This is a genomic window from Shewanella sp. 6_MG-2023, from assembly GCF_030547195.1.
In the GTDB taxonomy this organism is placed as follows: Bacteria; Pseudomonadota; Gammaproteobacteria; order Enterobacterales; family Shewanellaceae; genus Shewanella.
Genome location: NZ_JAUOQU010000043.1, coordinates 1 through 22,632, shown reverse-complemented (window position 1 = coordinate 22,632; position 22,632 = coordinate 1). Strand labels below are relative to the sequence as shown.

Sequence of the window (22,632 nt, the reverse complement as noted above, 5' to 3'; positions counted from 1 at the left end):
TCGCTTAGCAAAAAGATCCGTTCGGATGAAGGTAGCAGGAGAGTGGGGAGCAACCCCACACCGACGAGGCAAGTTTGTTGGATAGTATTGATATCATTTAATAAACCACTCTTTCAGGTGCCACTTAGTGGTGAGGACTGTTACTGGACGAGCCTCTGGAGAGACTGTAAGCATTAGTGGTTCGCAGCTTAATGTCATTACAGCGCCGAAGGCGAAAGTGGCAGTTGAATTAATTCAACTGCCGCGAAACGCTCAGGCAAAAGGACAGAGGAGAGGATGACTGTATTCATTTATGGTCACTGTCGTTTTCTGCTGTGCCTAATGTCATCAATCATGATGAACACCTGCATGAGCTGTATTCCTCAGTACCACAAATCCAGCCATTTCTTTTCCTCCTCCATATTAATTTTGTTGTTTAATATTCGAGGAATACCATGAATTTTCACGCGCTTTTAGCCGATATCAATGCCATTGTTTGGGGCCCTATAACCCTATGCTTACTGATCGGCACCGGGCTATATCTCACAATTCGCCTAAAATTACTCCAAGTCCTTAAGCTGCCACTGGCCTTAAGCTTATTATTTAAACCTGCTAGCGGCAAAGGCGACTTATCTTCCTTCGCGGCCTTATGTACAGCGCTATCTGCCACTATCGGTACTGGTAATATTGTCGGCGTCGCCACCGCGATTAAAATCGGTGGGCCGGGCGCCCTTTTCTGGATGTGGCTAGCAGCCTTCTTTGGAATGGCAACCAAATATGCTGAATGTATGCTGGCAGTAAAGTATCGCACCACCGATGCCAGAGGTAATATTGCTGGCGGGCCAATGTACTACATTGAGCGTGGCCTCGGCTTAAAGTGGCTAGCCAATATTTTTGCTATTTTTGGTGTCGGCGTAGCCTTTTTCGGTATCGGTACTTTCGCCCAAGTGAATGCCATTAGCGATGCCATGACCATTGCCTTTGATGTGCCGACTTGGGTTACCGCCCTCGTACTCACCACCCTTGTCGCTGCGGTGACGATCGGCGGCGTTAAACGCATTGCCAATGTGGCGCAAAAGTTAGTACCTACTATGGCGCTAGGTTATGTATTGGCCTGTTTGTGGATTTTATTTAGCTTTTCTGAGCAAATCATTCCGGCCATTGAATTAGTATTACACTCAGCCTTCGCCCCTATTGCTGCAGCAGGCGGTTTCTTAGGCGCAACGGTGGCGCAAGCCATTCAAATTGGTATCGCCCGCGGGGTATTCTCTAATGAATCGGGTTTAGGGAGTGCGCCCATTGCGGCCGCTGCCGCTAAAACTAAAGAACCGGTCGAGCAAGGCTTAGTCAGCATGACCGGCACCTTTTTTGACACTATTTTGATTTGTACCATGACAGGCTTAGTGCTGATTATCACCGGTGTGTGGAATGGCGATACTGCTGGCGCAGCAATGACCAGTGCAGCCTTTGCCTCTGGCGGCTCAGTGATTGTCGGCCAGTATGTGGTGACCATTGCTCTAGTGTGTTTTGCCTTTACCACCATTCTAGGTTGGCATTATTACGGCGAGCGTTGTTGGTACTACCTAACCAGCAAACGCTTAGGTGAACAAGGTATTAAACTATATCAGTTTATCTTTTTAACTTTGATTGCCGGCGGCGCGTTTATTCAACTAGACCTTATTTGGATGCTGGCCGATACCGTTAATGGCTTAATGATTATTCCTAACTTGATCGGGATTATTGGTTTAAGACACATTATTTTAGCCGAAACCAACAAGTACTTTGCTAAACAGCTAGGTAAACATGCCTCTTACAATGCACTGGACTCAGCAGTTAAGTAACGAGGTTTACTGAAATACCTTAAGCCCTTTTTTAATGTTTAAAAACAGGCTTAAATAATAAAAAGGCGCAGTCAGTGAATGACTGCGCCTTTTTTGAAAGCTGATTATCTCAGCACACATCATCTTGATAAGCATCAAATTAACCTAGGGATTATTTAGCTGTGATGGTTTGTTTTACTGTGCTTTTTAGATTGTTCATAAAGGTTTTAAAGTGAGGCATAAAATCCAAAAATAGTGGATGCTTACGGTTTTGCATCATCACAGGCCCTAACAGTCGTAAGGCTACGGCGACTCTGGTGGCAAGCGGCGCTTCTAAGCCACTGCCCTTTTTTATATTTTCAACAGCGTTGAATAGGTCTTCCCTATCTTGAAACTCAAAGCTTAAGGTTTTGCCAGTATCTTGGCCTGAGATCTGCTCTTCAACGGTAATGCGGTAGCGATTTTCTCGGTTAATTTTAGGGATCATAATCTCTCTCCGGCTTAATGAAACAAGTTAAAACTAGTTGATAAGGTCAACTATAATTGCACTGGTTGATTTTGTCAACCATTTAATTGTAGCAATGTTAACCAGTAGAGAGCTGTTATAAGGTTTACACAGGGTTTGGATTAACTGGTTACGCTTCAGCAAGACGCAACCAGTTAGTTTGAGCTAGGACCTTGTTAGTTTCAGCCTGCTTTTTATGACGTTAAACTTTTAATTGCCGCGCATTAACGGCGACATTAAGCTTTAAGGCTTGGGCTTTAACACTTAAGCGTTAAGACTTGAGAAGTAATCATCCCAACTTTGATGCTTACGACCTGCAGCTTGGGTAAAGTCGCTGGGGTTATCTGATTTACCATTAAGTATGCCTTGGTAAATACCTGCAATCACCGTACCCATAAATTCACCCAGTTCAGCGGTGCGATCGTCGCGGTATTGCGCCACTGAAACAGGAATATATTTAAGGCTAAGCTCAAAACTCTTATTCAAGTATTCAGCCAATTGATATTGAGTTATTGACTCACCATGGAGGTTATAAACATGGCCGTTATGTTTATCTTCAGTCAACATGCAGGCATAGGCAAATGCCAGCTCTTTTCGAGTGGTGTAACCGCACTTGCCATCGCCAGCGCAATTGGAAATAAAGCCGGCCGCCTTGTAGCTATCAATATACTCAATATCTGGCTCAATATAGATACCGTTTCGGCCTATAACCCACTCAAGTCCTGAGCTCTGGACATCTAGCTCGGTTTGTCGATTACTCTGAATAACCGGAGAAAATGCAGTGTCTTCCTCAGCGCCTTGAACGCTGGTATAGACAATTTTTTTAACCCCTGCCTGCTTGGCTGCTTGAATAACATTACGATGCTGAGGAATACGCGCTTCAGGGGCTGCCATACCTGATACCAGTAATAAGGTATCGACACCATTAAGCGAAGTCTCAAGCTCAGCGAGATTATCGTAATCACCTGGGCGAACTTCAACCCCAAGGTGTTTGGCATTGTCGACGGTTCTAGCAAGGGCGATTACATTGTAATTGGGGCCTAAAGCAAGCAGGGCATTTACTATTGCAGCGCCAAGTTGACCATTAGCTGCTGTTACAGCAATATTCATTGGATATTCTCCTGTTCAAAGCATTTAATCCATCGGTGAGTGCCAATCTACAAAAATTAAAGCATAGCAGCTTATTTGCGCAGCCGAATAACTGCTAGTGAATAACCACAGCCGAATAGCCACTGGCGAATAACTGCTAGCGAATAACCGCAGCCGAATAACTGCTAGCGAATAACCGCAGCCGAATAACTGCTAGCGAATAACCACAGCCGAATAACTGCTAGCGAATAACCACAGCCGAATAACTGCTAGCGAATAACTGCTAGCGAATAACCACAGCCGAATAGCCACTGGCGAATAACTGCTAGCGAATAACTGCTAGCGAATAACCACAGCCGAATAACTGCTAGCGAATAACCGCAGCCGAATAACCATTGGTGAACACCATCAACAAAGGTTAACCCTAAAGAATAGGCAAAAAGCAGCATTAATATCTAAATAAGGCTTAAAGCAAGCCTCTTTTAGTGTTTTGTGTTACGAAAAGTCTTTTCCCATCCAACAAAACGCTATCTCAATTGATGCAGATCAAGGTGCTCCTAGCTTAACTATTGTCTTATAAAGGTGACTAAGATCACTAAAGCACATTCAAACTGTGCTTTAGTGTCACAAATATAACCCTACAAGCTCCATCACATAAAATAATAGGTGTACTCATGGAATTACTACCGAACTGCTATACCGACGTGTGTATCAATGGAAAATGGTTTCATTACGATCACAACAAACAAGCGGCATTTATGCTTAATGGTAGCGATCCGCTCTCAATTGAACTTGAGATTACCCCCACCACAGAAGCAGAACTTGAAGCACACCTGGCCTCTATTGCCACCTTCTAAGCAAACTAACTACCGCAATATCAAACCTTGGTTTGATAACGACAATGCCAGAAACAAAATTCCCCTCAATATTGTTTCTGGCTTGATATTTCATTTTCCGCTGTCGCTTTAAGCTATAATGACAATACAACACCAAGAGTATCTAGTTGTTAATGAGGCATTAATGGAAAAACGTACGGTTGTAGTTATTGATGACGATCCTGTTTGCACAGGCCTGTTACTGGCAATTTTGGGCGATGAATATCGGGTTATGACAGCAAATTCTGGCGATGCTGCTATCGAAATGTTTGCAAGCATTCGCCCTAATTTAATTTTCGTCGATATCACTATGCCTAATATCAATGGCTATCAAGTAATCAAGTTTATTAAAGATCAGCCTGAAATCGCCAATACTCCGATCGTAGTAGTCAGCTCACTCATTGAAGCATCTGATCAAGAGTTAGCCTTAAAAATTGGTGCTGATGATTACCTGACGAAGCCCATCATGCCCAATGATGTGCAAAAAACTATTGATCGCTTTCTGAGTTAATCGATCATTTGAGCAGTAAAAAAGCCTTTTCATAATGAAAAGGCTTTGTCATTTTTACAGCTAGCTTAAAAGTACATTGGTAAGTACCTTAATCCATAAACACTAATTCATAATGAGCTTTGTCACCTTTAACTTCTAAGGCTACCCGGTAAGTCTCAACCGCAGTTTTCCAATTCACACTGTCTAAGGTTAAATAATACAGCCCTGATTCAGCTTCATTGATATCAAGTGAGCAGGTTTCAGCCTCAATGCAATTTGCATGACTCGCCTGATGCCAATCCAGATTGTACTTGGTTGACGACTGCGTCTTTGAAGGGTAACCCATAATAATCAGGTTAAATGCACTTGCGTCAGTGACCGACAAATCATCATCACCTGTCAGTTTTACTGTCACTGCGCCATTTTCTGCATCAACAGATTGTAAGCTAGCAGTTAAGGTCTCAGTTTGATCAATATTGACCGTCAATACCGGAGGCTCTACAGGTGGCTCAATTGGCGGATCGATAGTTTCATCATCAGAGCCTCCACAGCCAAACAACAACATCGAACTCAAGCCAATGACACTACATAATTTAAGATGTTTCATGTTATTACTCCCAGCAATTAGTGGCCGCCGTGACAGGTATTACATGACATATTCGTTTGCACACTAGGGGCAAATGTTGATGACGATGTATGACAACCTTGGCAATCTTGAGTCGCATCTGAAACTGGGTGATCATTTACGGTCTCACCATCAAAAGCCTTGTTAAGCATTGCAACTAATTCATAGACCACAGAGGCTGAAAGCTGTTTACAGCGCATGCCTTTTTCACTAAATGACTTACCATTTTCACTGGCCCAAAGACTAATAGAGCTGTGACAAAGGGTGCTATTTGCCGCTGTAGGTTTACCGACTTGAGCTAAGGTCTCTGTCATGTCAGCGCCTATGCCTTCAATAAATTCAGCCGTTTGAAACGGTAGTGTTTCTGATTCATAAAAACGCATGGTTTGACTTAACATTGCATTGGCAGGCTCACCATTAATGGATAATAAATTAACCAACATACCTGTGGCGTTAATATTGCCACAAACAGTGCCTTCTCCTAGCATGCCTGCATAGCCATAATGCGCCATGGCGGTTGGTACTTGGGCGAACTTATCAGCATCAACAGAATCTGATTCTGCCAAGCTTTGAATAATGCTATCAAATACTTGGAACATACAGCCATTACCGGTTTCATAAGCACGTTTTGCCACAACCATGGGATCAAGTTTGCTATAAGCTAAGCGGGTACCCACTTCTAATTTCCAATCTCCGCTAACGTTGGTCACTGCCGCTATAACAGGATTAGCGATAAGTGCCCCGCCCGCTGCCGCAGTAGAAATACCAATAATACGGTTGATCGCTTGTCTTCTATTTAGAGTTTTCATAATCACTTGCCTCGCATTTTTATATTTATTCCCAACTTTTAAGCTGAGTGTTGATAACTGGCAGAACGCTAAAAAGTACATCTTCAGCACTTACGTTTCTGGCTTGAGATAAGCATGACAGACAGGAAAAATGGCAACGGGAGCTAGTTCAAAGTAATATTTCAGTTAATCACTCCATTAGAAAAATCGAATTGAAGATGGATTAAATAGCGAAAAAACTCAACTTAACAGCGTTAAATATCAAAAAAGCACCCGCATTTAGCACGTAATACTAATTACAGAGTTTTACTTTTGAGATTACTTAAAATCTAATGTGACCCAGATCACGTTAAGTTAATTGTCCGTAGCAGAACTAGCAATATCCGAAGCGCGGGAGCTTGATACGAGCAGCCGCGACTGCAATGGCTATTGCTCATAACAAAGAAGTAATGAGTGGCTTTTAGCAAAAGCCAGCTGCAAAGTTAGTGCTGTATGGTAAAACTGTGATTTGTAGAATGTTTGTAATTATTTAATTGCAGTAAACTTAACAATAGAATGTTTATCTGAGTGTGATTTAAATGCGCATTGAAATCTTTGAATTTGATATTGCCAATAGCCAAATACTCAATACTGAATCTCAAGTTCAGCTGCACCTTACCCGCACCGAAAGTCAGGTTTTAGAGCAATTAAGTCTTCACCCCAATCGCATCATGACCAAAGGCCAATTAGCCTGTGCTGGCTCCCAAAGCCCTGTTATGAGTGAATCGGCAGTGGCAAAAGCAGTATTTACTTTGCGTAAGTACTTTGGCGAAAATTATGCTGAATTAATTGAAACCATTCCGCGTAAAGGTTATCGGCTCAATATCACCCCACCAGCAGCCAGTTGGATTCAGCAATCTGCAAAGCATAAAAAACACTTTATCTATACCACTGCATTGGTGCTTGTAGTGTTAACCGCCATTATTGCAGCAATGCATCAATACATACTGTTTAAACCTGCACAAACGCCAGTCAAAAATAGCCGCATTGTGCAATTAGATAATCAGCAACAAATAAAACTGACGTGGCTTGAGTCACCCAGCATATCAATGCAACAAGATAAGCCCACTGAAGAAAAAATCATTGCTGCTCTCAACCAATGCAACACCTTAGTGTGGCAACAAGTGTATCTGGCATTTTCTAACGACATGCAGGTGTTAAATATCTCTTTAGCTCGGCAAAAGCCAAATGGCGATAACTTAATGCGCAATATTAAAACCAGTGATTTTAGTTTAACCCCGAATTTTATCTCCGATAAATGGCTAGCTGAGGTATCACTCTGTGACTAATCGCATCATATTCAGAATACTGGCGGCCTTAATATCCATTGTCACCATCGTCATTGTTTACCAGCATATCAAAGCCACCGAAGTGGATATGGTGCTATCTTGTCGCAATGAATTAGTGGCGAAAAACCCTAATAGTGACACCATTGAACATCACTCGCTGATCGCTGATTTTACCTTACAAAAACGTTCCGCCAGTATCAGCTACCGTTACTTCACGACCGATGGCAATCCTATTGCAACCCTGTATTTAACAGGCGATGTACTTAGCGCTTATAAAGAGAAAGACACCTACATTTTAAACTTAACCCACAATGAATTAATTAGGCATAATACTGAGCTGCCATTACCACAACATGCCAGCCACTTAGAGGCCTTTGCTAAAAGAAATATCAGTAAAAAAGGCGTCCATAACCTTACGATTCAAATTACTAATCGAAATGCGCAACAAAATACCGTGTTACTGTATTTTTTACCCAGTACTAATATCTGTGCCTGCAACCTAGTGGAAATGAAGTAACTGAGCTAATGATTTAAAGTGACGCTTTAAAACCGTCACTTGCTAATAGGCTAAAAAATATAAAAACAATGCAGCTCAGTTCACATAAGCACAAACACTTGGTAACAACAAGCCTAAGCAATGCTATAATCCCGCTTCGAACAACTTCAATAAAACTATTAATAACAATATGTTGCTGGATTAATATGCCTATAATAACTACAAGAACACTACGCTACCTTCCTTTATGCATGGCCGCGGCCTTTGCTACCTCTGTTCAAGCTAACAATCACAGTTTTGATGCGCGCTCACATGCCATGGGCGGCGTTGGCGTTAGCAGCGCCGATTATTTAACGGCGCCATTTCATAACCCTGCATTAACGGCGCGTTTTAAAGAGTCCGATGGCGTGGCGGTATTGTTCCCTGCTTTTGGGGTACACGCTAACGATCCCACTGACACTATCGAGAATGTTGAAGATTTTTCAGATGTTTATGATGATTTTAAAAACATCAGCATGCCAACTGAAGCTGATGCCCAAGTGGTGATTGATCAACTGCAGTTGATCCAAGGCAATTACGCCCAACTACAAGTGGGCACCCAGTTAGCCATTGCGATCCCCAATAAATTTGTATCGGTCAACCTGTTTGCCCAAGCCTATGCCGATGCACTGGTGTTTGCTGATATTGCTGATAGCGATCTTGATCCAAGCAATATCATCAACCAAGATCTGAACTCTCAAGCGTTAACCATGGGTGTAGTTGTTACCGAAATTGGTGTCAGCTTAGCTAAGTCGCATCAGTTTGCCACAGGCGAGCTCTACTATGGGGTGTCACCTAAATATCAACAGGTAAACACCATAAATTATATTACCGACATTGATAACTTTGAGTTTGATGACTGGGATGATGATCGCTACCAAAACGATCAAGGCAATATGAACCTTGATGTCGGTGTTGCTTATCAACACAACGCCGGATTTGGCTTTGGTTTTGTAGGTAAAAACTTAATAGAAAATAGCTATGACACTGAGCTTATTAATGGCGTGCAAGGTCAATATGAGATCAGCCCGACTTATACAGTGAGTGCCAATTATCAAAACCGTTTTATCACCGCAGCCATTGATGTGCAGTTAAATGAATCTGAAGGTTATAGCAATATTGACGGCACGCTTAACCAGTTTGATAGCAGTAATGACAATCGCCAACTCGCGGCTATTGGGCTTGAGTTTACCCCTGCTAGCTGGGCTAAATTGCGCGCCGGCTACCAAACAGATTTAACAGATAATATCGATAACAGCGTGACTGCCGGTTTAGGCTTATCCATTGCTGGAGTATTTAATATCGATATTTCAGCCAATTACAGTGATGAAAATAATATGGGCGCAGCACTGCAAACCAGCTTCACTTTTTAGGTTTTAGCTTGCTGATCTGAGATTTGAGAAAACAATCATCATACGGCCATTCAGTCGTTGATAATAAAAAGGCTGTTGCAGAAAGTTCTGCAACAGCCTTTTTTAATAAGTCATATTTAATCAGGAAGTGACACTGAGTAACTTACATTATTCAGCCCTTACTATTTAGCCTTTACTATTTAGCTCCAGGTTCAGCAAAGCGGTTCATCCACTGCTCAACTTGGTTATACCAATAAATTGAGTTGTTCGGCTTCATGATCCAGTGGTTTTCATCAGGGAAGTAAATCATCTTCGACTCCACACCACGGGTTTGCAGAGTGCGGAATAACTCAAACCCTTGGCCGACAGGCACACGGTAATCAAGCTGACCATGAACCACTAGGGTTGGGGTGTTAAAGTTTTCTGCGCCGTAATGGGGTGAAATAGACTTATAAATTTCAGGCTTGTCCCAGTAGTTACCAAAGCGGGTACTGTGAACCGAAAAATCAGCCGCCATTTGCGAGTACATGTTATAAACCGCAGCGTGGATAAATAACGCATTAAAAGGCTGTTCTTTTTGACCTAATATAATCGAGGTTAAGTAGCCGCCATAGCTTGCGCCACCCGCCACTAAACGATCGTTATCGATCCAGTCTTTTTGCTTAAACCACTCAGTCGCTTTAAACACATCTTCCAATGACTTATTTTTCCAGTCAGGGTTAATACTGTCGGTAAAATCTTGGCCGAAGCTATTTGAGCCGTGAAAGTTTGGCCATGCCGTCACATAACCCCATGACGCAAAGGTTTGTGCATTCCAGCGATAATGGAAGCCATCAGAAATCGCACTGTGCGGGCCACCGTGAATAAGCATCATTAGCGGGTATTTTTTACTGCGATCAAAACCCGGTGGATAATGAACCCACATTTGAATGTCTTGATCGTTATAACCTTTATAGGTCACCGACTCATAAGTGCCCACATCGATATCCGCTAAAATTTCATCATTAAAGCTGTCTAAACGGGTACTATTACCATTACGTGGATTGATTTTTACCAAGCGCGCTGGATAAGTAAAGCTGTCATTGGCGGCCACTAAGGTGCCGTCATTCGCCAGCGCAGGCATACCAAAGTTAGTCGCTTTAGTGATGGCTTTTACTTTGCCGTTTTTAGCATTGATATGAAAAATGCGTCTTGTGGCGGCATCATCAATGGCTGCATAAAAGCCTTTGCTGTCGGGTGTCCACACAAAACGCGCGACGCTGCGATCCCAGTCTTTGGCAATCACTTTTTCGCTGCGCTTGTTAACATCGAGCAAAATTAGCTTGGCAGTATCGGCATAAAAACCATGAATAGTTTGGCGGGTAAAGGCCAAGGTTTTACCGTCTGGGCTAAATGTTGGGTTTGCATCTGGCGCTTGGTTGTTCGGGGTTAGGTTTTCAACCTTAGCGCTACCGATTTCAGCGAAAAAGATATCGATTTTAGCGTCAACTTGGTTGTCCCAACCGTTGCTATTAAAGGCAATAAAACCCTCAGCTGGATCGATGTCATAGCTAGCTGCACTTTGCGACGAACGTGGTAGCTGCTTGTTTAAAGGCTGAGTAATTGGCTCAATATCGCCACCTTTAGCAGGGATACGAAACACATGGGCTTCACGGTCTTCATCCAGCCAATGATCAAAGCTTGAATAAGGTAGTGCATTCCATTGGTGGGCTGATACTTTATCGTCTTTATCAGCTTTTAATTGCTCGGCTACTTGATCCCAGTTTTTACCTGGAAATACTGAACTGATAAAGTAAATATGCTCACCCACCCACTTAATCCCATACGCGCCACTTGGCACCTCAGTTAAGCGCTGGGCTTCACCTGGTGAGTTCATTGGTAATAAGTACACTTGACCCGCTTCGTCTTTATCACGCTTGCTGATAAAAGCTAAAGTATTGCTGTCTGGTGAGAAGGTTGGCTCACTCACACGTAAACCTTGAGCGGTAATTGGGCGCTGGCTGTTGCCCTCTTTATCAAATAACCATAATTGAGTTGAGCCTTTATCTTCAGGCACATCGTAGTTAGTGACAGGTGCAATGATGTAATCGCCATTGGGGGAAATAGTAGGATTACCTAAACGGCTTAGTTGCCACAATACATCCACTGAAAGGGTTTTGGTTTGCTCTGCAAACGCTGTCGCTATTGGCATAAACATGCACAACAGCACGATCCCGACTCTCTTCACGTGTTGTCTCCTTTAAATTTTGTTTTAATTATTTTATTTTTGCTAATAACTTTGTCTGTTCATGCGGCGATAAAAGTTAACTAAATTCTATCGTCATCAACAAATAGCAGTGGCTCAGTTGGCAAGTTGTTACTGTTATCACATCACTATCATCAGGCTTAACACTTAAATGAAGCTTAAACCTGTGACTGATAAGCAAAAACCACAAATTTAGTGCTTATCAGGCTAGTTTTCGACCTAAACACCATTGTAAGCAGTTTATAAAAAAAGCTACCATTATTAAAATTAGCTGTTGATTAATAAGGGGAATATAACAATGGTGCAACATGGTTGATTCACATCAAGACAAGATAAAACAGCAGCTTTCAGCGGTTTTTTTAACTGATTATAAAATCAGTAAATTACAATTTAATTTGCTGATTTTTCTGGCCATCATTTGGGGGGGAGTCTGTAATTATTTAGCAATTAGTTATATTCCCATTGAGTGGTTCAATATACTCGGTTTTTGGCCCATTTTAGCCATGTATTTGTTCTTCAGCATTGCTGGGGCGCTGTTATTAGACCAAAAGTTGCCGATAAAAATCTTTGCAGGCTTCAATGTTATTGTCTTAGGCGCGGGAATACTGCTCAGCTTTATGCTGAAATCGGTTGCCGCAGACACCATTTATACCTTCTTTCAATATGCGGCCTTAATGACCTTATTGATGCTGTTTATCATCCATTTTTTGCCTAAAACTCTGCTAACCAAGAAGGTGGTGGCGACTATTGCACTGGGACTAATCATACTAATAGAGCTAGTATCATGGTCACTTTGGGGAGTAACCAGCAACCTATTTAGCTTAGGCATTCTGGTGATGGTTTTTAGTGGCAGCAGCAGTCTTTGGGCTGAAGCCAATGAAGAATATGATGGCAGTGTCGGTTATTGTGCCGAATTAGACTATAAAATAAGTGATGCCATCTCTTGGAGCGCATTTGTGTATATGGGGTTAATTCATTTACTCATGACCCATCTCTCTAAAAGAGAGTCGTCTTAGATTATAAGTAGGGCAAGCAAGCTAACTTGTTTGCCCTATTAATATTTAGCTTGAAAATAGCCTGTTAAAATGACCTTGAAAAATAGCCTTTAACTATCAAGCTGCAACTATCCCATGATTAATCGCTTAGAAAAAACCTAACGGGTTAATGTCGTAACTCACCAGCAAGTTTTTGGTTTGTTGGTAATGATTTAAGGCCATCTTGTGGGTTTCACGGCCCACGCCTGATTTTTTATAACCGCCAAATGCCGCATGGGCTGGATACATGTGATAGCAGTTGGTCCACACTCGGCCTGCTTGAATATTACGCCCCATTCGATAAGCCAAGTTAGTGTCTCGGGTCCACACCCCTGCCCCTAAGCCAAAATCTGAGTTATTGGCCATGGCGAGTGCTTCGGCTTCATCCTTAAAGGTGGTGAGCGATATCACTGGGCCAAAAATCTCTTCTTGGAACACGCGCATATCATTGGTGCCTTTAAGCAAGGTTGGCTGAATATAATAACCACTATCAAAATTATCACCCACAGATGCAATCTCGCCGCCTAATAACACTTCAGCGCCTTCTTTTTTGCCGATATCAATGTAGCCTAATATTTTATCGAACTGCTCTTTCGATGCCTGCGCGCCAACCATGGTGTCGGTATCTAAGGGATTACCACGCTTGATCGCTTTTGATCGCTCTATCAGCATTTCCATGAATTGCGGGTAAATATCTTCTTGGATCAGTAACCGTGACGGACAGGTACATACTTCTCCTTGGTTGAAAAAGGCCAGTACCGCGCCTTCTACGCACTTACTTAAATATTCATCTTCAAAGTTAACCACATCGTTAAAGATGATATTGGGTGACTTACCACCTAGCTCGACCGTGGAGGGAATAATGTTTTCAGCGGCGCATTTTAAAATATGCGATCCAACAGGAGTTGAGCCAGTAAAGGCAATTTTGGCAATACGCTTACTGGTTGCGAGCGCTTGACCTGCTTCTTCACCAACACCATTAACGATATTAAGCACCCCAGCAGGCAGCAGATCGCCAATTAACTCCATTAAAAATAGAATCGATGCTGGTGTTTGCTCCGCAGGTTTAAGGATCACGCTGTTGCCCGCAGCGAGCGCAGGCCCAAGCTTCCACGCCGCCATTAATAGAGGAAAGTTCCACGGAATAATTTGCCCAACAACCCCTAACGGCTCATGAATATGGTACGACAAGGTATTGGCATCAATCTCTGCGGCGCTGCCCTCTTGGGCACGTAAACAGCCAGCAAAGTAACGGAAGTGATCAACTGCTAAGGGAATATCGGCATTAAGGGTTTCGCGCACGGCTTTACCGTTATCCCAAGTTTCGGCCACTGCCAGAGCCGCTAGGTTATTTTCGATGCGATCGGCTATTTTTAATAAAATATTAGAACGCTCCGTGGCAGAGGTTTTACCCCAAGATGCTTGAGCTTTATGGGCTGCATCAAGGGCTAACTCAATATCTTGTGCATCTGAACGGGGAATTTTACAAAAAACTTGGCCATTTACTGGGCTGATATTGTCAAAATACTTGCCATTAACAGGCTCAACCCACTGACCGCCTATGAAGTTTTGATATACAGATTTATAGCTCATTTCTGAACCTGCTTCGCCGGGTGCTGCGTAAATCATGCTACTTTCCTCTAATTGTATTTTTTGGATAACTAATTAAGCTAAATCAATTATTGGAAAGTGACTATTCTGAGAATCCACAGCTGTTGACTCACAGTACAAATGATTGTGAAACTACTGTCTAGCTCATGGCGACATTACCCATAAGCTGAGCTAAGTTAATGATTTAAGTTAACGAATTAGCTCCGAGTTTTAAGGGAAAAGCTATCACAGCATAAGTAAGGATTGTTGTTCAGGAACAAATATACCAAATGACTTGGTATCACTCTGTGAGGGAACAATATGATCAGTGGACGCCTACAACTGCAGCGCAGCAAGCCAAAGGTACTAGTAGAAAACAAGATTAGTTTTGCTGGACCTGAATCTGAACTGAGTATTTACGATACCTTTGAGCAAGCCTCACGGGTGGCACTACAATCTGACCAACTGTTATTTTGCGGCATGGTGACGGGTAAAAAAGTGATGCACTCGGTAGATGATTATGAGGCGGCGTTTTACCCCCATGAATCTTTTATTATGGCGCCCAATCAAGCCGTAGAAATTGATTTTCCTGAGGCTAAAATCCATCAACCCACCACCTGTTTAGCCATTGAGATTTCAACCGAACGGGTACAACAAATTGCCGATAAACTCAATCTGAGCGCGCCTATCGATAAGCAATATGGCCACTGGCAATACCAACCATCTTTAGTGCATACCCACCATAATCAGCAAACACAAGCGCTATTAGACAGAATTGTGGCGATTTATACCGAGAATGAACAGGACCGTAGCTATTTGATTGATTTAGCGATTTCAGAATTGATTGTGCGCTTGATGCGTCATCAAACTCGGGATTTTTTATTGCATCACAGTCATAACGATCCACAATTCAACGGCCTCAACGCCGCGCTACACTATATTAAGCAGCACCTCAGCGAGCCATTAGATATTAATACCTTGTGCCGCCAAGCCTGCATGAGTCGCAGTAAGTTTTTTCAGCAATTTAAACAACATTTGGGCTGCACGCCGATGGTTTATCAGCAGCAAAGCCGCTTAACTCAAGCGGCGACGCTGATAGAGCAAGGCCAGCAAATAACCCAAGTGTGTTATTCACTGGGCTATCACAGTGCTAGCCATTTTAGTCGCCTGTTTAAACAGTTTTATGGCATTTGCCCTGTTGATTATAAACTGCGCCATTTAGCGAGTTAGCTTTTAAATCGGATTTAAGCTTACAGCTGGGTAAATTGACGGATCAAATTATGATAAACATTGTGCAGATTATCTAACTCACTGCGATCGGTATTACCTTGGCTAATGAGCGTTTGAATGGTTTGATCAAGCTGATAAAGGTTTTGCCTTAAACTGCCATCAGCCACCATGCTTTGCATCCAGGTAATGGCTGCCACTCGTTCACCACGCGTCACTGCCGTTACTTTGTGTAAACTGCTAGATGGATACAATACCGCGTAACCTGCAGGCAGCTTTATTTGCTGCTCGCCAAACTCGGTAGCAATGATTAACTCGCCGCCATCATACTCATCTGGCTCACTTAAAAACGTGGTCATCGACATATCACTTCTTAGCACCTCATTGGTGCCCGGAATGCGCATCACTGCTGCATCAACGTGAAAACCATATTCTTCAGAGATACCATAGCGATTAAAGCAAGGCGGAAAAATTTTATGGGGTAAGGCCGCCGAAACGACCTTTGGCGTGCTGCCAAACTTAGCTAATAACCTATTAGCCAGTTGGCGCACCACATCATCATTAGCATCCGCTTGATGGTTATTTTTGACTGACGCCGCCATGCCCATGGCAGTTTGCTTGCCATCTAACCATGGCGCATCAGCTAATTGCTGCCTAAATAAGCTCACTTCTTCAGCAGTCAATATTTTCTCAATAACAATCATGATGATCCCTTTAATTAAAATTCAAATGTCGCAGTTAAGTTGGCGTTTCTTGCATCACCAAGATACATGAATGAGCCTGAGCGATATGCCGCAGTCCAGTACTCCTCATCGAGAACATTACCCACATTAATCCGGAAGGTTAATGCTTCTGTCGCATTGTAATTAGCAAATAAACTCACCACTTGATAAGCCGGTACCACTACGCTGTAACGGTCATTTTCAGGATCATATCCTGCTGCTGTATCAGGTTGTCCACCGTACATTTTACCTTGATAAGTGTAACCACCACCAATGACAAACATGTCATTAATCTCATAACGAAGTTGTAAGTAGGCACTTTCGTCAGCAAAGTTACTCAGTTTTTTACCGATATAGTCTTCATTAAATGATTCGAGTATTTCTGAATCCATTAACGACGCCGATAATTGAATGCTTAACGCCTCAGTGATGTTACCCACCATGCCAATTTCAATCCCTTCAACACGGTTTTTACCGGTATTGAGGCTACCTAAGGTTGAATAGCTATCACCTACACTTTCCATTACATCATCTTTAGTGATTTGGAATACCGAGGCAGAAAACATCACGCTATCGTCAAACAGCATCCATTTAGTACCAAGCTCAATATTCTCAACCAATTCAGGATCCGCTGCCAGTACTTGCTCAGGTGTGCCACAAAGTCCACCATAACCACAACTTGCACCAAGGTCTGACTCACCGCCATTGATGTTAGTCGCGGTACTGTAGCTGGCGTATATATTGCCTGCTTCTGTCAGGCTATACACTAAGCCAACATGGCCGTTATACATGCTGTCGGAATAGTCATATAAAATATCACCATTACGGCTACTTGAAGTGTCATTGGTGTAATCAAAGCTATCTTGTCTGAAGCCGAAAAAGAGTTCTACCTCTTCGGTGATTGCCACGGTATCCATGAAGTAAGCCGAGATGGTTTCGATGTTATATATGGCATCAGATGCCCCTTTTGAATAAGTACGGCCCATCAGCTGGTCGATATTATCAACTTCATCGCCATTACCATCAACAATACAATAAGCACCAGACTCGCCTCGGCGGCCATCGACAATACAGTTAGTGGCGTTATTATTGACGATATCATAAACGCCGTTATCCACTGATTCATCGGTATATTCGAGTCCAAATACCCACTTATTCTCCATACCTAAAATATCGGTATTCCAGAATAAGTTGAACTGAGTGTTCCAGTATTCAACATCTTGGCGTCCTTGATGGGTGCTAATGGTTAAGGTTTCAGCCCCCGGCGCGTCTAGATCACTCGCGGCACGGTTAGTGCCACTCATCCCCGTAGTAATGTAACCATTTTCAGTACGACCAATACGGGTGGCATTATAAAAACTTAAACTATCTGAAATCTCATATTCTGTGCGCAAGGTAAACGTGCTGACATCAGAGCTGAGAAAGTCAGAATCTTGAGCATAAACTGGAATATCTTCGATTGGCTTGCGAGTATCTTGGTCAAAGTAGCTACCTAAATCAGCCACATCATCGGCCTTCATGTAGTAACCATCGGCGATAAATGACAAAGCATCAGTCGCTTCATACACTAAAGACAATTGAGCACCATTTCTTTCTGAGCTAATGCCTTCACGGCCCGGCTTATCTTCATCGGCAATCAGGCCGTTAATTCGCAGCGCGACATCTTCAGTTAGCGGCACGTTATAATCAACAGTAAAACGAGTGTGATCATCGGTACCGACTGCGGCATCAACGCGGCCAAAGTTATAAGCAGTTGAGGCTTTTTTGGTGACACTGTTAACGGCACCGCCTGATGATCCGCGTCCAGCAAAGGTTGAACTTGGGCCTTTGGTTATTTCCACTTGTTCGGTGGCAAAACTTTCACGAGTAGTCATGCCAGGATCGCGCAAACCATCAACAAACACATCGCTGCGGGCTTCATGGCCACGAATAATATAGCGATCACCAAAAGCATTACCGTTTTCACCGGTGCCCAAGGTCACACCCGCTTGGGTAGACAAAATATCTTTTAAATCGGTTAAGCCAGATTCTTGAATTTGATCTTGAGTCAGTACCGTGATCATTTGTGGGGTATCAACTAGATCGGCAACGCGACGTTTATCCCCTGATGTATCGTAAAAATACACCGAACTTTTTACCCCGTGGACTTCAATGCGCTCGATGGCTTCTTGTGACTGGCATTCAATATTTTCGCTTTTATCGCAAGCTTCAGTTTCTACTTCAGCAGCATAGGCAGGAGCGCCACTAAAAAACAAGGCGGTAGCAACGGCTTTTGCACCTAGGGATAACGACGTGTGATAGCGAGATTTCATATTAAAAACAATCCTTTTGTTAGAACCAACTAATTTAGGAGGCGATACTAACAAAGCGGCAACAACAATGTAAATAGAAACCATTATCACTTACATTAGTGTTTGAATTGTAAATTTAGTGATGTGAGACGTTTTGCTGAACCAACTGTGTTAGCAAGTCCCACGCAACAACTTACGGATTACACAAGACATTGACTAAACAAGACATTGACTAAACAAGACATTGATTAAAGAAGGTATTAATTCAAGAGGGGTATTGATTAAAGCGGCGAATAATTAAAGCGGCAGCAATAAAAATGGGCTGACCTGTTATAGATCAACCCATTGTAAAAAATAAGCTTATTTTTATAAGCTGAGCAAACTAGTCTTAAAAAGACCTAAGCCTAGTTCTAGTTAAAGAACTAGATAAGTGGGTTACCACCTTTACTTTCCACCTGGCCGATAACTTCAATATTGCTTAGGGTCGATAAAATACCCCATTGCTGAATCGTCATCATGTCAGTCACTTCAGCGGCACTAAAGCTCAAACGTAAACCATCTTTTTGATATTCTTTTGCTAAGTTACTTGGCAGAATTTGCTGACCATCGTCAGTTAAAATGCCCCAAAATCCACCTTCAAGATCAAAATATCTTACAGTCCCTTGTTGCATAGCGATCCCTTTTTCAGAGCTAGTATCAGGTTTTTCCATTTCAGCCGTTTTTTCTACAGGGGCTGCTTTTACCACTGCTGGTGCTGGCTCAGATTGTGGTTCAACTTGCTCATTACAGCCTTGAACAAGTAATAAAGCAGCGATAGATGCAGATAAGGTTAATGATGTGCGCATGGGAGATTCCTTTTAAGCAAAATTTAAAAACAGTTTTAAACCGATCTGATTAACTGTTTCAAGAACGAATGTGTTACGAGCTAACGCTTTAGCAACTAAGTAAGCTGAGTTTACCAGAAACACAGGCCTGTTTAGTGTCCGTAGCGTGCTTTTTATAAACCACAACTAACATCGACAATATATGAGACTCATCAAATATAGCAATAAGATCAATTAAGGCGCCTATTAGCGCCTTAATTAAAGTATTACTCACCAAAGCGATTTATGCCGCTAGATTTATGCCGCTATTAGTGCGTAACAGACTATTTATCTGAGTTGGTAGAACCAATCTTATGGATCGCTAGATCAGCGCCAATAAATTCATCTTCTTGGCTTAAACGTAAGCTAGAGATTTTATTGACGACGCCATACACAATAAAACCACCAATAAGCGCCACAGCAACCCCAGCGACAGTGCCAACCACTTGAGACATTACGCTTACGCCACCTAATCCACCAAAAGCTTGCTGACCGAATATGCCTGCAGCAACGCCGCCCCACACACCACATAAACCATGTAATGGCCAAACGCCTAATACATCATCAATTTTAGTACTGCGTTGTAAACGGGTATACACCATCACAAATAAACCACCGGCCACACCGCCAACAATAAATGCCCCTACTGGGTGCATTAAGTCAGAACCAGCACACACAGCCACCAAGCCTGCAAGCGGGCCGTTATGGATAAAACCAGGGTCATTTTTACCGACAATCAACGCGATAATGGTGCCGCCAACCATGGCCATTAAACTGTTTACCGCCACTAAGCCACTAATGCCATCAAGGGTTTGCGCTGACATAACATTAAAGCCAAACCAACCGACAATCAGTATCCATGAACCGAGTGCCAGAAACGGAATATTAGAGGGCGCAAATGCCACACCCGGTTTACGGCCTTGGCGAGAGCCCAATACATATATCGCCACCAGCGCTAACCAGCCACCCATACCGTGTACCACTACCGAGCCTGCAAAGTCATGGAACTCAGCGCCAAAGGTGTCATTTAACCAAGTTTGAAAACCAAAGTTACCATTCCAAATCATGCCTTCAAACAGTGGGTATACCAACGCTACGATCAAAGCTGATGCTAATAAGAAAGGTTTAAAACTGCCGCGCTCGGCAATGCCACCCGATACGATGGCAGGGATTGCTGCTGCAAAGGTGAGTAAGAAAAAGAACTTAACCAGCTCGTAGCCGTTATTAGCCGTTAGCGCATCAGCACTGACAAAAAAGTGACTGCCATATGCTATTTGGTAGCCAATGACAAAGTACGCCAGCGCTGAAAAAGCAAAATCAGTTAAGATTTTAACTAGCGCATTCACTTGGTTTTTATGCCTAACAGTACCGACTTCTAAAAAGGCAAAACCCGCATGCATTGCCAGCACCATAATGGCACCAAGTAAGATAAATAATGTATTTGCACTTTGTGCCATGACGCTAATTGCATCACTAATGTTATCCATGCTTATCCCCATAAGTTTTTCTTTTATTAAATTCAGGGACTTACAAAAGCAAGAATTATTCCGTTATTAAGGTTTTGTCATACTAATTTGTACCACTAAGGTGCAAGGCACTGATGAATAAGGTGAAATAGCACCAATTACGCCCTAAATAAGTGCATAAATAACGATTAGCTAGTCGCTAAAGCAATATTAAATAACAAGGGTTGCACCACTGTGGATCACTCAACAAACTAACCGCCACTCACTGGTGCAAACCCATGCTTGATATCAATATTTTTACAGTGAAAACCACTGACAGCACGGCTAAACCTCAAATAGTGCACAAAGTTAGCTTAATTGTGCAGCAAAAAATTCATTTCCCTATCTCGATCACACTTTTGTAATACAATAATACTGTAGTATCCTTAAGCAATGAAATAGAGTTAATCCTAAGGGTAAAAACAATGAAAAAGCTCCATCTTAGTATACTAGCGGTTGCTATTCTTGCAGGTTGCTCCGCGACCTCACCGGCTCCACAAGTAAAAAAAGAGTTCAACTACGATCTCACTAAATACAATCTTGATGCGACTAAAGCGCCAGCACAAAACTTTGACCTAACAAAATGGAAAATCACCCTTCCTGAGCTAACTACAGAAGGCTCGCGTAAAGGCAAAGCCTTAGAGATTAATCGCCACGACCTTGGTAATACCCAAACCCCTTACGTTCACCCTGAGTGGTTTTATACCGACCCTAAAACCGGTGCCTTGGTTTTTGTTGCACCAAATGAAGCGCCTACAACGCCAAATAGTAAAAACACCCGTAGCGAATTACGCGGCATGTTGGCTGAAAAATACGATGATCCAAAAACCAATTTTGTAATTGCCTCTCACCCAGATGCAAGCGAGTACGGCGCAATTGGCGGCCAACTGAAAGCTACATTGGCAGTTGATCAAGTCAGTACCAGTGGTGAATACCGCAAGAACAATGCCTTTGCAGTGGTTATTGGCCAAATTCATGGTTCTGATAACGAGCCATTAAAAATCTTATATCGTAAGCTGCCAGGTCACGAATTTGGTTCACTGTCTTGGAACTATGAGCTAAATCCAATACCAGAATTACAAGATGCCAGAGATAGTAACGGCAAGAAGCTACGTAAAGATATTCGCCATAATGTATTCGGCACTTACAACCTACGTGAGCACCATGACGATCCACAAGATGGTATCCGTCTAGGAGAAATATTCTCTTATGAAGTGAATGTTGAAGGTGACATCATGAAGCTTACTTTCACCAAAAATCCTGGTGAAGCAAACGAAATCGTTAAAACCTTTGATGTGAACCTAGCAGAAGGTAATTACCAAGGTCACGAAGTTGACCAAGGTTACCAAGCTGATTGGATGTACTACAAAGCCGGTGTTTACAATCAATGTAATACCAAAGCCAGCAGCTCAAACTGTGAGTGGCGTGGTATGGAAGCCGGTGACTATGCTCAAGCAAGCTTCTATGAGCTAGAGCTTAATCAGTAACCGCTATTTTATTGATCTTTAATGGCGTTAAATCGCCGTTAGCTATATCGCCCAATGCATTGTCATTGGGCGTTTTTTTGTAGCGTTAATTATTAATTTTAACCCTGATTCAGGACTCATTGCTTCAATAGCTGCGCCAAGCAGTCGCTTATCGATATAAACAACCGACCTCTTATCTATACAAAATAGTTAAACATTTGCCTCTACAGCTGCGCTATTCAGTTGCTTATCGATATAAACAACCGGCCTCTTATCTATACAAAACTGTTAAACATTTGCCTC

Annotated in this window: 20 protein-coding genes and 1 riboswitch; of the genes, 9 read left to right on the top strand and 11 right to left on the bottom strand. The window is 42.6% G+C overall.

The genetic code is table 11. The features are described from left to right. Positions 1-145 precede the first annotated feature (145 nt). A riboswitch (glycine riboswitch) is annotated at positions 146-278 on the top strand. Between the two features lie 156 nt (positions 279-434). Next, a complete protein-coding gene (locus Q4533_RS18400) occupies positions 435-1,820 on the top strand; it encodes a sodium:alanine symporter family protein (protein ID WP_102440700.1) in 1,386 nt (461 codons plus the stop codon). A gap of 151 nt (positions 1,821-1,971) precedes the next feature. On the opposite strand, the gene Q4533_RS18395 is transcribed toward Q4533_RS18400, so the two are convergent. The 3 genes from Q4533_RS18395 to Q4533_RS18385 form a co-directional block, all read right to left on the bottom strand. Beyond that, a complete protein-coding gene (locus Q4533_RS18395; RefSeq protein WP_102440701.1) occupies positions 1,972-2,286 on the bottom strand; it encodes a DUF3861 domain-containing protein in 315 nt (104 codons plus the stop codon). Between the two features lie 282 nt (positions 2,287-2,568). Continuing rightward, a complete protein-coding gene (locus Q4533_RS18390; RefSeq protein ID WP_303503741.1) occupies positions 2,569-3,414 on the bottom strand; it encodes an SDR family oxidoreductase in 846 nt (281 codons plus the stop codon). 248 nt (positions 3,415-3,662) lie between these two features. Continuing rightward, positions 3,663-3,842 carry a hypothetical protein gene (locus Q4533_RS18385; protein ID WP_303462428.1) on the bottom strand — a complete coding sequence of 60 codons (180 nt, stop codon included), beginning with the start codon at positions 3,840-3,842 and terminating at the stop codon, positions 3,663-3,665. 225 nt (positions 3,843-4,067) lie between these two features. Here Q4533_RS18385 and Q4533_RS18380 point away from each other — a divergent pair, with 225 nt between their 5' ends. Continuing rightward, positions 4,068-4,250 carry a hypothetical protein gene (locus Q4533_RS18380; RefSeq protein ID WP_076538754.1) on the top strand — a complete coding sequence of 61 codons (183 nt, stop codon included), beginning with the start codon at positions 4,068-4,070 and terminating at the stop codon, positions 4,248-4,250. A 163-nt stretch (positions 4,251-4,413) separates the two neighbouring features. Further along, on the top strand, positions 4,414-4,779 hold the full coding sequence (locus Q4533_RS18375; protein ID WP_102440703.1) for a PleD family two-component system response regulator: 366 nt from the start codon (positions 4,414-4,416) through the stop codon (positions 4,777-4,779). Between the two features lie 88 nt (positions 4,780-4,867). Here the strand turns inward: Q4533_RS18375 and Q4533_RS18370 are convergent, their stop codons facing one another. After that, a complete protein-coding gene (locus Q4533_RS18370) occupies positions 4,868-5,365 on the bottom strand; it encodes a hypothetical protein (protein ID WP_102440704.1) in 498 nt (165 codons plus the stop codon). Between the two features lie 17 nt (positions 5,366-5,382). Next, positions 5,383-6,192 carry a cytochrome C gene (locus Q4533_RS18365; protein ID WP_102440718.1) on the bottom strand — a complete coding sequence of 270 codons (810 nt, stop codon included), beginning with the start codon at positions 6,190-6,192 and terminating at the stop codon, positions 5,383-5,385. 557 nt (positions 6,193-6,749) lie between these two features. Between Q4533_RS18365 and Q4533_RS18360 the strand changes: the two genes are divergently transcribed. From Q4533_RS18360 to traF, 3 genes are all read left to right on the top strand, one after another. Then, positions 6,750-7,499, top strand: coding sequence for a helix-turn-helix domain-containing protein (locus tag Q4533_RS18360; protein ID WP_102530686.1), 750 nt, complete (start codon positions 6,750-6,752; stop codon positions 7,497-7,499). Continuing rightward, on the top strand, positions 7,492-8,016 hold the full coding sequence (locus Q4533_RS18355; protein ID WP_303414621.1) for a hypothetical protein: 525 nt from the start codon (positions 7,492-7,494) through the stop codon (positions 8,014-8,016). The genes Q4533_RS18360 and Q4533_RS18355 overlap by 8 nt, the downstream gene beginning before the upstream one ends. A 185-nt stretch (positions 8,017-8,201) precedes the next feature. Next, positions 8,202-9,407 (top strand): conjugal transfer protein TraF, encoded by a 1,206-nt coding sequence (gene traF, locus Q4533_RS18350; RefSeq protein WP_303503739.1) that lies wholly within the window; start codon positions 8,202-8,204, stop codon positions 9,405-9,407. Positions 9,408-9,582: 175 nt separating this feature from the next. On the opposite strand, the gene Q4533_RS18345 is transcribed toward traF, so the two are convergent. Beyond that, positions 9,583-11,613 (bottom strand): S9 family peptidase, encoded by a 2,031-nt coding sequence (locus tag Q4533_RS18345; RefSeq protein ID WP_303503737.1) that lies wholly within the window; start codon positions 11,611-11,613, stop codon positions 9,583-9,585. Positions 11,614-11,939: 326 nt separating this feature from the next. Between Q4533_RS18345 and Q4533_RS18340 the strand changes: the two genes are divergently transcribed. Beyond that, positions 11,940-12,647, top strand: a complete 708-nt coding sequence (locus Q4533_RS18340; RefSeq protein ID WP_102440709.1) for a hypothetical protein — start codon at positions 11,940-11,942, stop codon at positions 12,645-12,647. 126 nt (positions 12,648-12,773) lie between these two features. On the opposite strand, the gene Q4533_RS18335 is transcribed toward Q4533_RS18340, so the two are convergent. Continuing rightward, complete coding sequence (locus Q4533_RS18335; RefSeq protein ID WP_303503735.1) at positions 12,774-14,294, bottom strand: aldehyde dehydrogenase family protein; 1,521 nt, start codon at positions 14,292-14,294, stop codon at positions 12,774-12,776. Between the two features lie 282 nt (positions 14,295-14,576). On the opposite strand from Q4533_RS18335, the gene Q4533_RS18330 reads away from it, so the two are divergent. After that, the gene (locus Q4533_RS18330; protein ID WP_303446746.1) at positions 14,577-15,485 is read left to right on the top strand and encodes an AraC family transcriptional regulator; all 909 of its coding nucleotides are present in this window, start codon (positions 14,577-14,579) and stop codon (positions 15,483-15,485) included. A gap of 20 nt (positions 15,486-15,505) precedes the next feature. Here the strand turns inward: Q4533_RS18330 and Q4533_RS18325 are convergent, their stop codons facing one another. From Q4533_RS18325 to Q4533_RS18310, 4 genes are all read right to left on the bottom strand, one after another. Next, a complete protein-coding gene (locus Q4533_RS18325; protein ID WP_102475663.1) occupies positions 15,506-16,186 on the bottom strand; it encodes a Fe2+-dependent dioxygenase in 681 nt (226 codons plus the stop codon). A 14-nt stretch (positions 16,187-16,200) separates the two neighbouring features. Continuing rightward, entirely contained in the window at positions 16,201-18,516 is a 2,316-nt protein-coding gene (locus Q4533_RS18320; protein WP_303503725.1) for a TonB-dependent siderophore receptor, read from the bottom strand. A gap of 401 nt (positions 18,517-18,917) precedes the next feature. Then, a complete protein-coding gene (locus Q4533_RS18315; RefSeq protein ID WP_102475665.1) occupies positions 18,918-19,340 on the bottom strand; it encodes a hypothetical protein in 423 nt (140 codons plus the stop codon). 302 nt (positions 19,341-19,642) lie between these two features. Next, the gene (locus tag Q4533_RS18310) at positions 19,643-20,845 is read right to left on the bottom strand and encodes an ammonium transporter (RefSeq protein WP_102440715.1); all 1,203 of its coding nucleotides are present in this window, start codon (positions 20,843-20,845) and stop codon (positions 19,643-19,645) included. A gap of 443 nt (positions 20,846-21,288) precedes the next feature. On the opposite strand from Q4533_RS18310, the gene Q4533_RS18305 reads away from it, so the two are divergent. Further along, a complete protein-coding gene (locus Q4533_RS18305; protein WP_102440716.1) occupies positions 21,289-22,350 on the top strand; it encodes a polysaccharide lyase family 7 protein in 1,062 nt (353 codons plus the stop codon). The last annotated feature ends 282 nt before the right edge of the window (positions 22,351-22,632 follow it).

What these genes read in the sequence shown, in the direction of transcription:
- Q4533_RS18400 (WP_102440700.1), top strand. Translation starts at nt 435, where the DNA reads ATGAATTTTCACGCGCTTTTAGCCGATATCAATGCCATTGTTTGGGGC.
- Q4533_RS18395 (WP_102440701.1), bottom strand. Translation starts at nt 2,286, where the DNA reads ATGATCCCTAAAATTAACCGAGAAAATCGCTACCGCATTACCGTTGAA.
- Q4533_RS18390 (WP_303503741.1), bottom strand. Translation starts at nt 3,414, where the DNA reads ATGAATATTGCTGTAACAGCAGCTAATGGTCAACTTGGCGCTGCAATA.
- Q4533_RS18385 (WP_303462428.1), bottom strand. Translation starts at nt 3,842, where the DNA reads ATGCTGCTTTTTGCCTATTCTTTAGGGTTAACCTTTGTTGATGGTGTT.
- Q4533_RS18380 (WP_076538754.1), top strand. Translation starts at nt 4,068, where the DNA reads ATGGAATTACTACCGAACTGCTATACCGACGTGTGTATCAATGGAAAA.
- Q4533_RS18375 (WP_102440703.1), top strand. Translation starts at nt 4,414, where the DNA reads ATGGAAAAACGTACGGTTGTAGTTATTGATGACGATCCTGTTTGCACA.
- Q4533_RS18370 (WP_102440704.1), bottom strand. Translation starts at nt 5,365, where the DNA reads ATGAAACATCTTAAATTATGTAGTGTCATTGGCTTGAGTTCGATGTTG.
- Q4533_RS18365 (WP_102440718.1), bottom strand. Translation starts at nt 6,192, where the DNA reads ATGAAAACTCTAAATAGAAGACAAGCGATCAACCGTATTATTGGTATT.
- Q4533_RS18360 (WP_102530686.1), top strand. Translation starts at nt 6,750, where the DNA reads ATGCGCATTGAAATCTTTGAATTTGATATTGCCAATAGCCAAATACTC.
- traF (WP_303503739.1), top strand. Translation starts at nt 8,202, where the DNA reads ATGCCTATAATAACTACAAGAACACTACGCTACCTTCCTTTATGCATG.
- Q4533_RS18340 (WP_102440709.1), top strand. Translation starts at nt 11,940, where the DNA reads ATGGTTGATTCACATCAAGACAAGATAAAACAGCAGCTTTCAGCGGTT.
- Q4533_RS18335 (WP_303503735.1), bottom strand. Translation starts at nt 14,294, where the DNA reads ATGATTTACGCAGCACCCGGCGAAGCAGGTTCAGAAATGAGCTATAAA.
- Q4533_RS18330 (WP_303446746.1), top strand. Translation starts at nt 14,577, where the DNA reads ATGATCAGTGGACGCCTACAACTGCAGCGCAGCAAGCCAAAGGTACTA.
- Q4533_RS18325 (WP_102475663.1), bottom strand. Translation starts at nt 16,186, where the DNA reads ATGATTGTTATTGAGAAAATATTGACTGCTGAAGAAGTGAGCTTATTT.
- Q4533_RS18320 (WP_303503725.1), bottom strand. Translation starts at nt 18,516, where the DNA reads ATGAAATCTCGCTATCACACGTCGTTATCCCTAGGTGCAAAAGCCGTT.
- Q4533_RS18315 (WP_102475665.1), bottom strand. Translation starts at nt 19,340, where the DNA reads ATGCGCACATCATTAACCTTATCTGCATCTATCGCTGCTTTATTACTT.
- Q4533_RS18310 (WP_102440715.1), bottom strand. Translation starts at nt 20,845, where the DNA reads ATGGATAACATTAGTGATGCAATTAGCGTCATGGCACAAAGTGCAAAT.
- Q4533_RS18305 (WP_102440716.1), top strand. Translation starts at nt 21,289, where the DNA reads ATGAAAAAGCTCCATCTTAGTATACTAGCGGTTGCTATTCTTGCAGGT.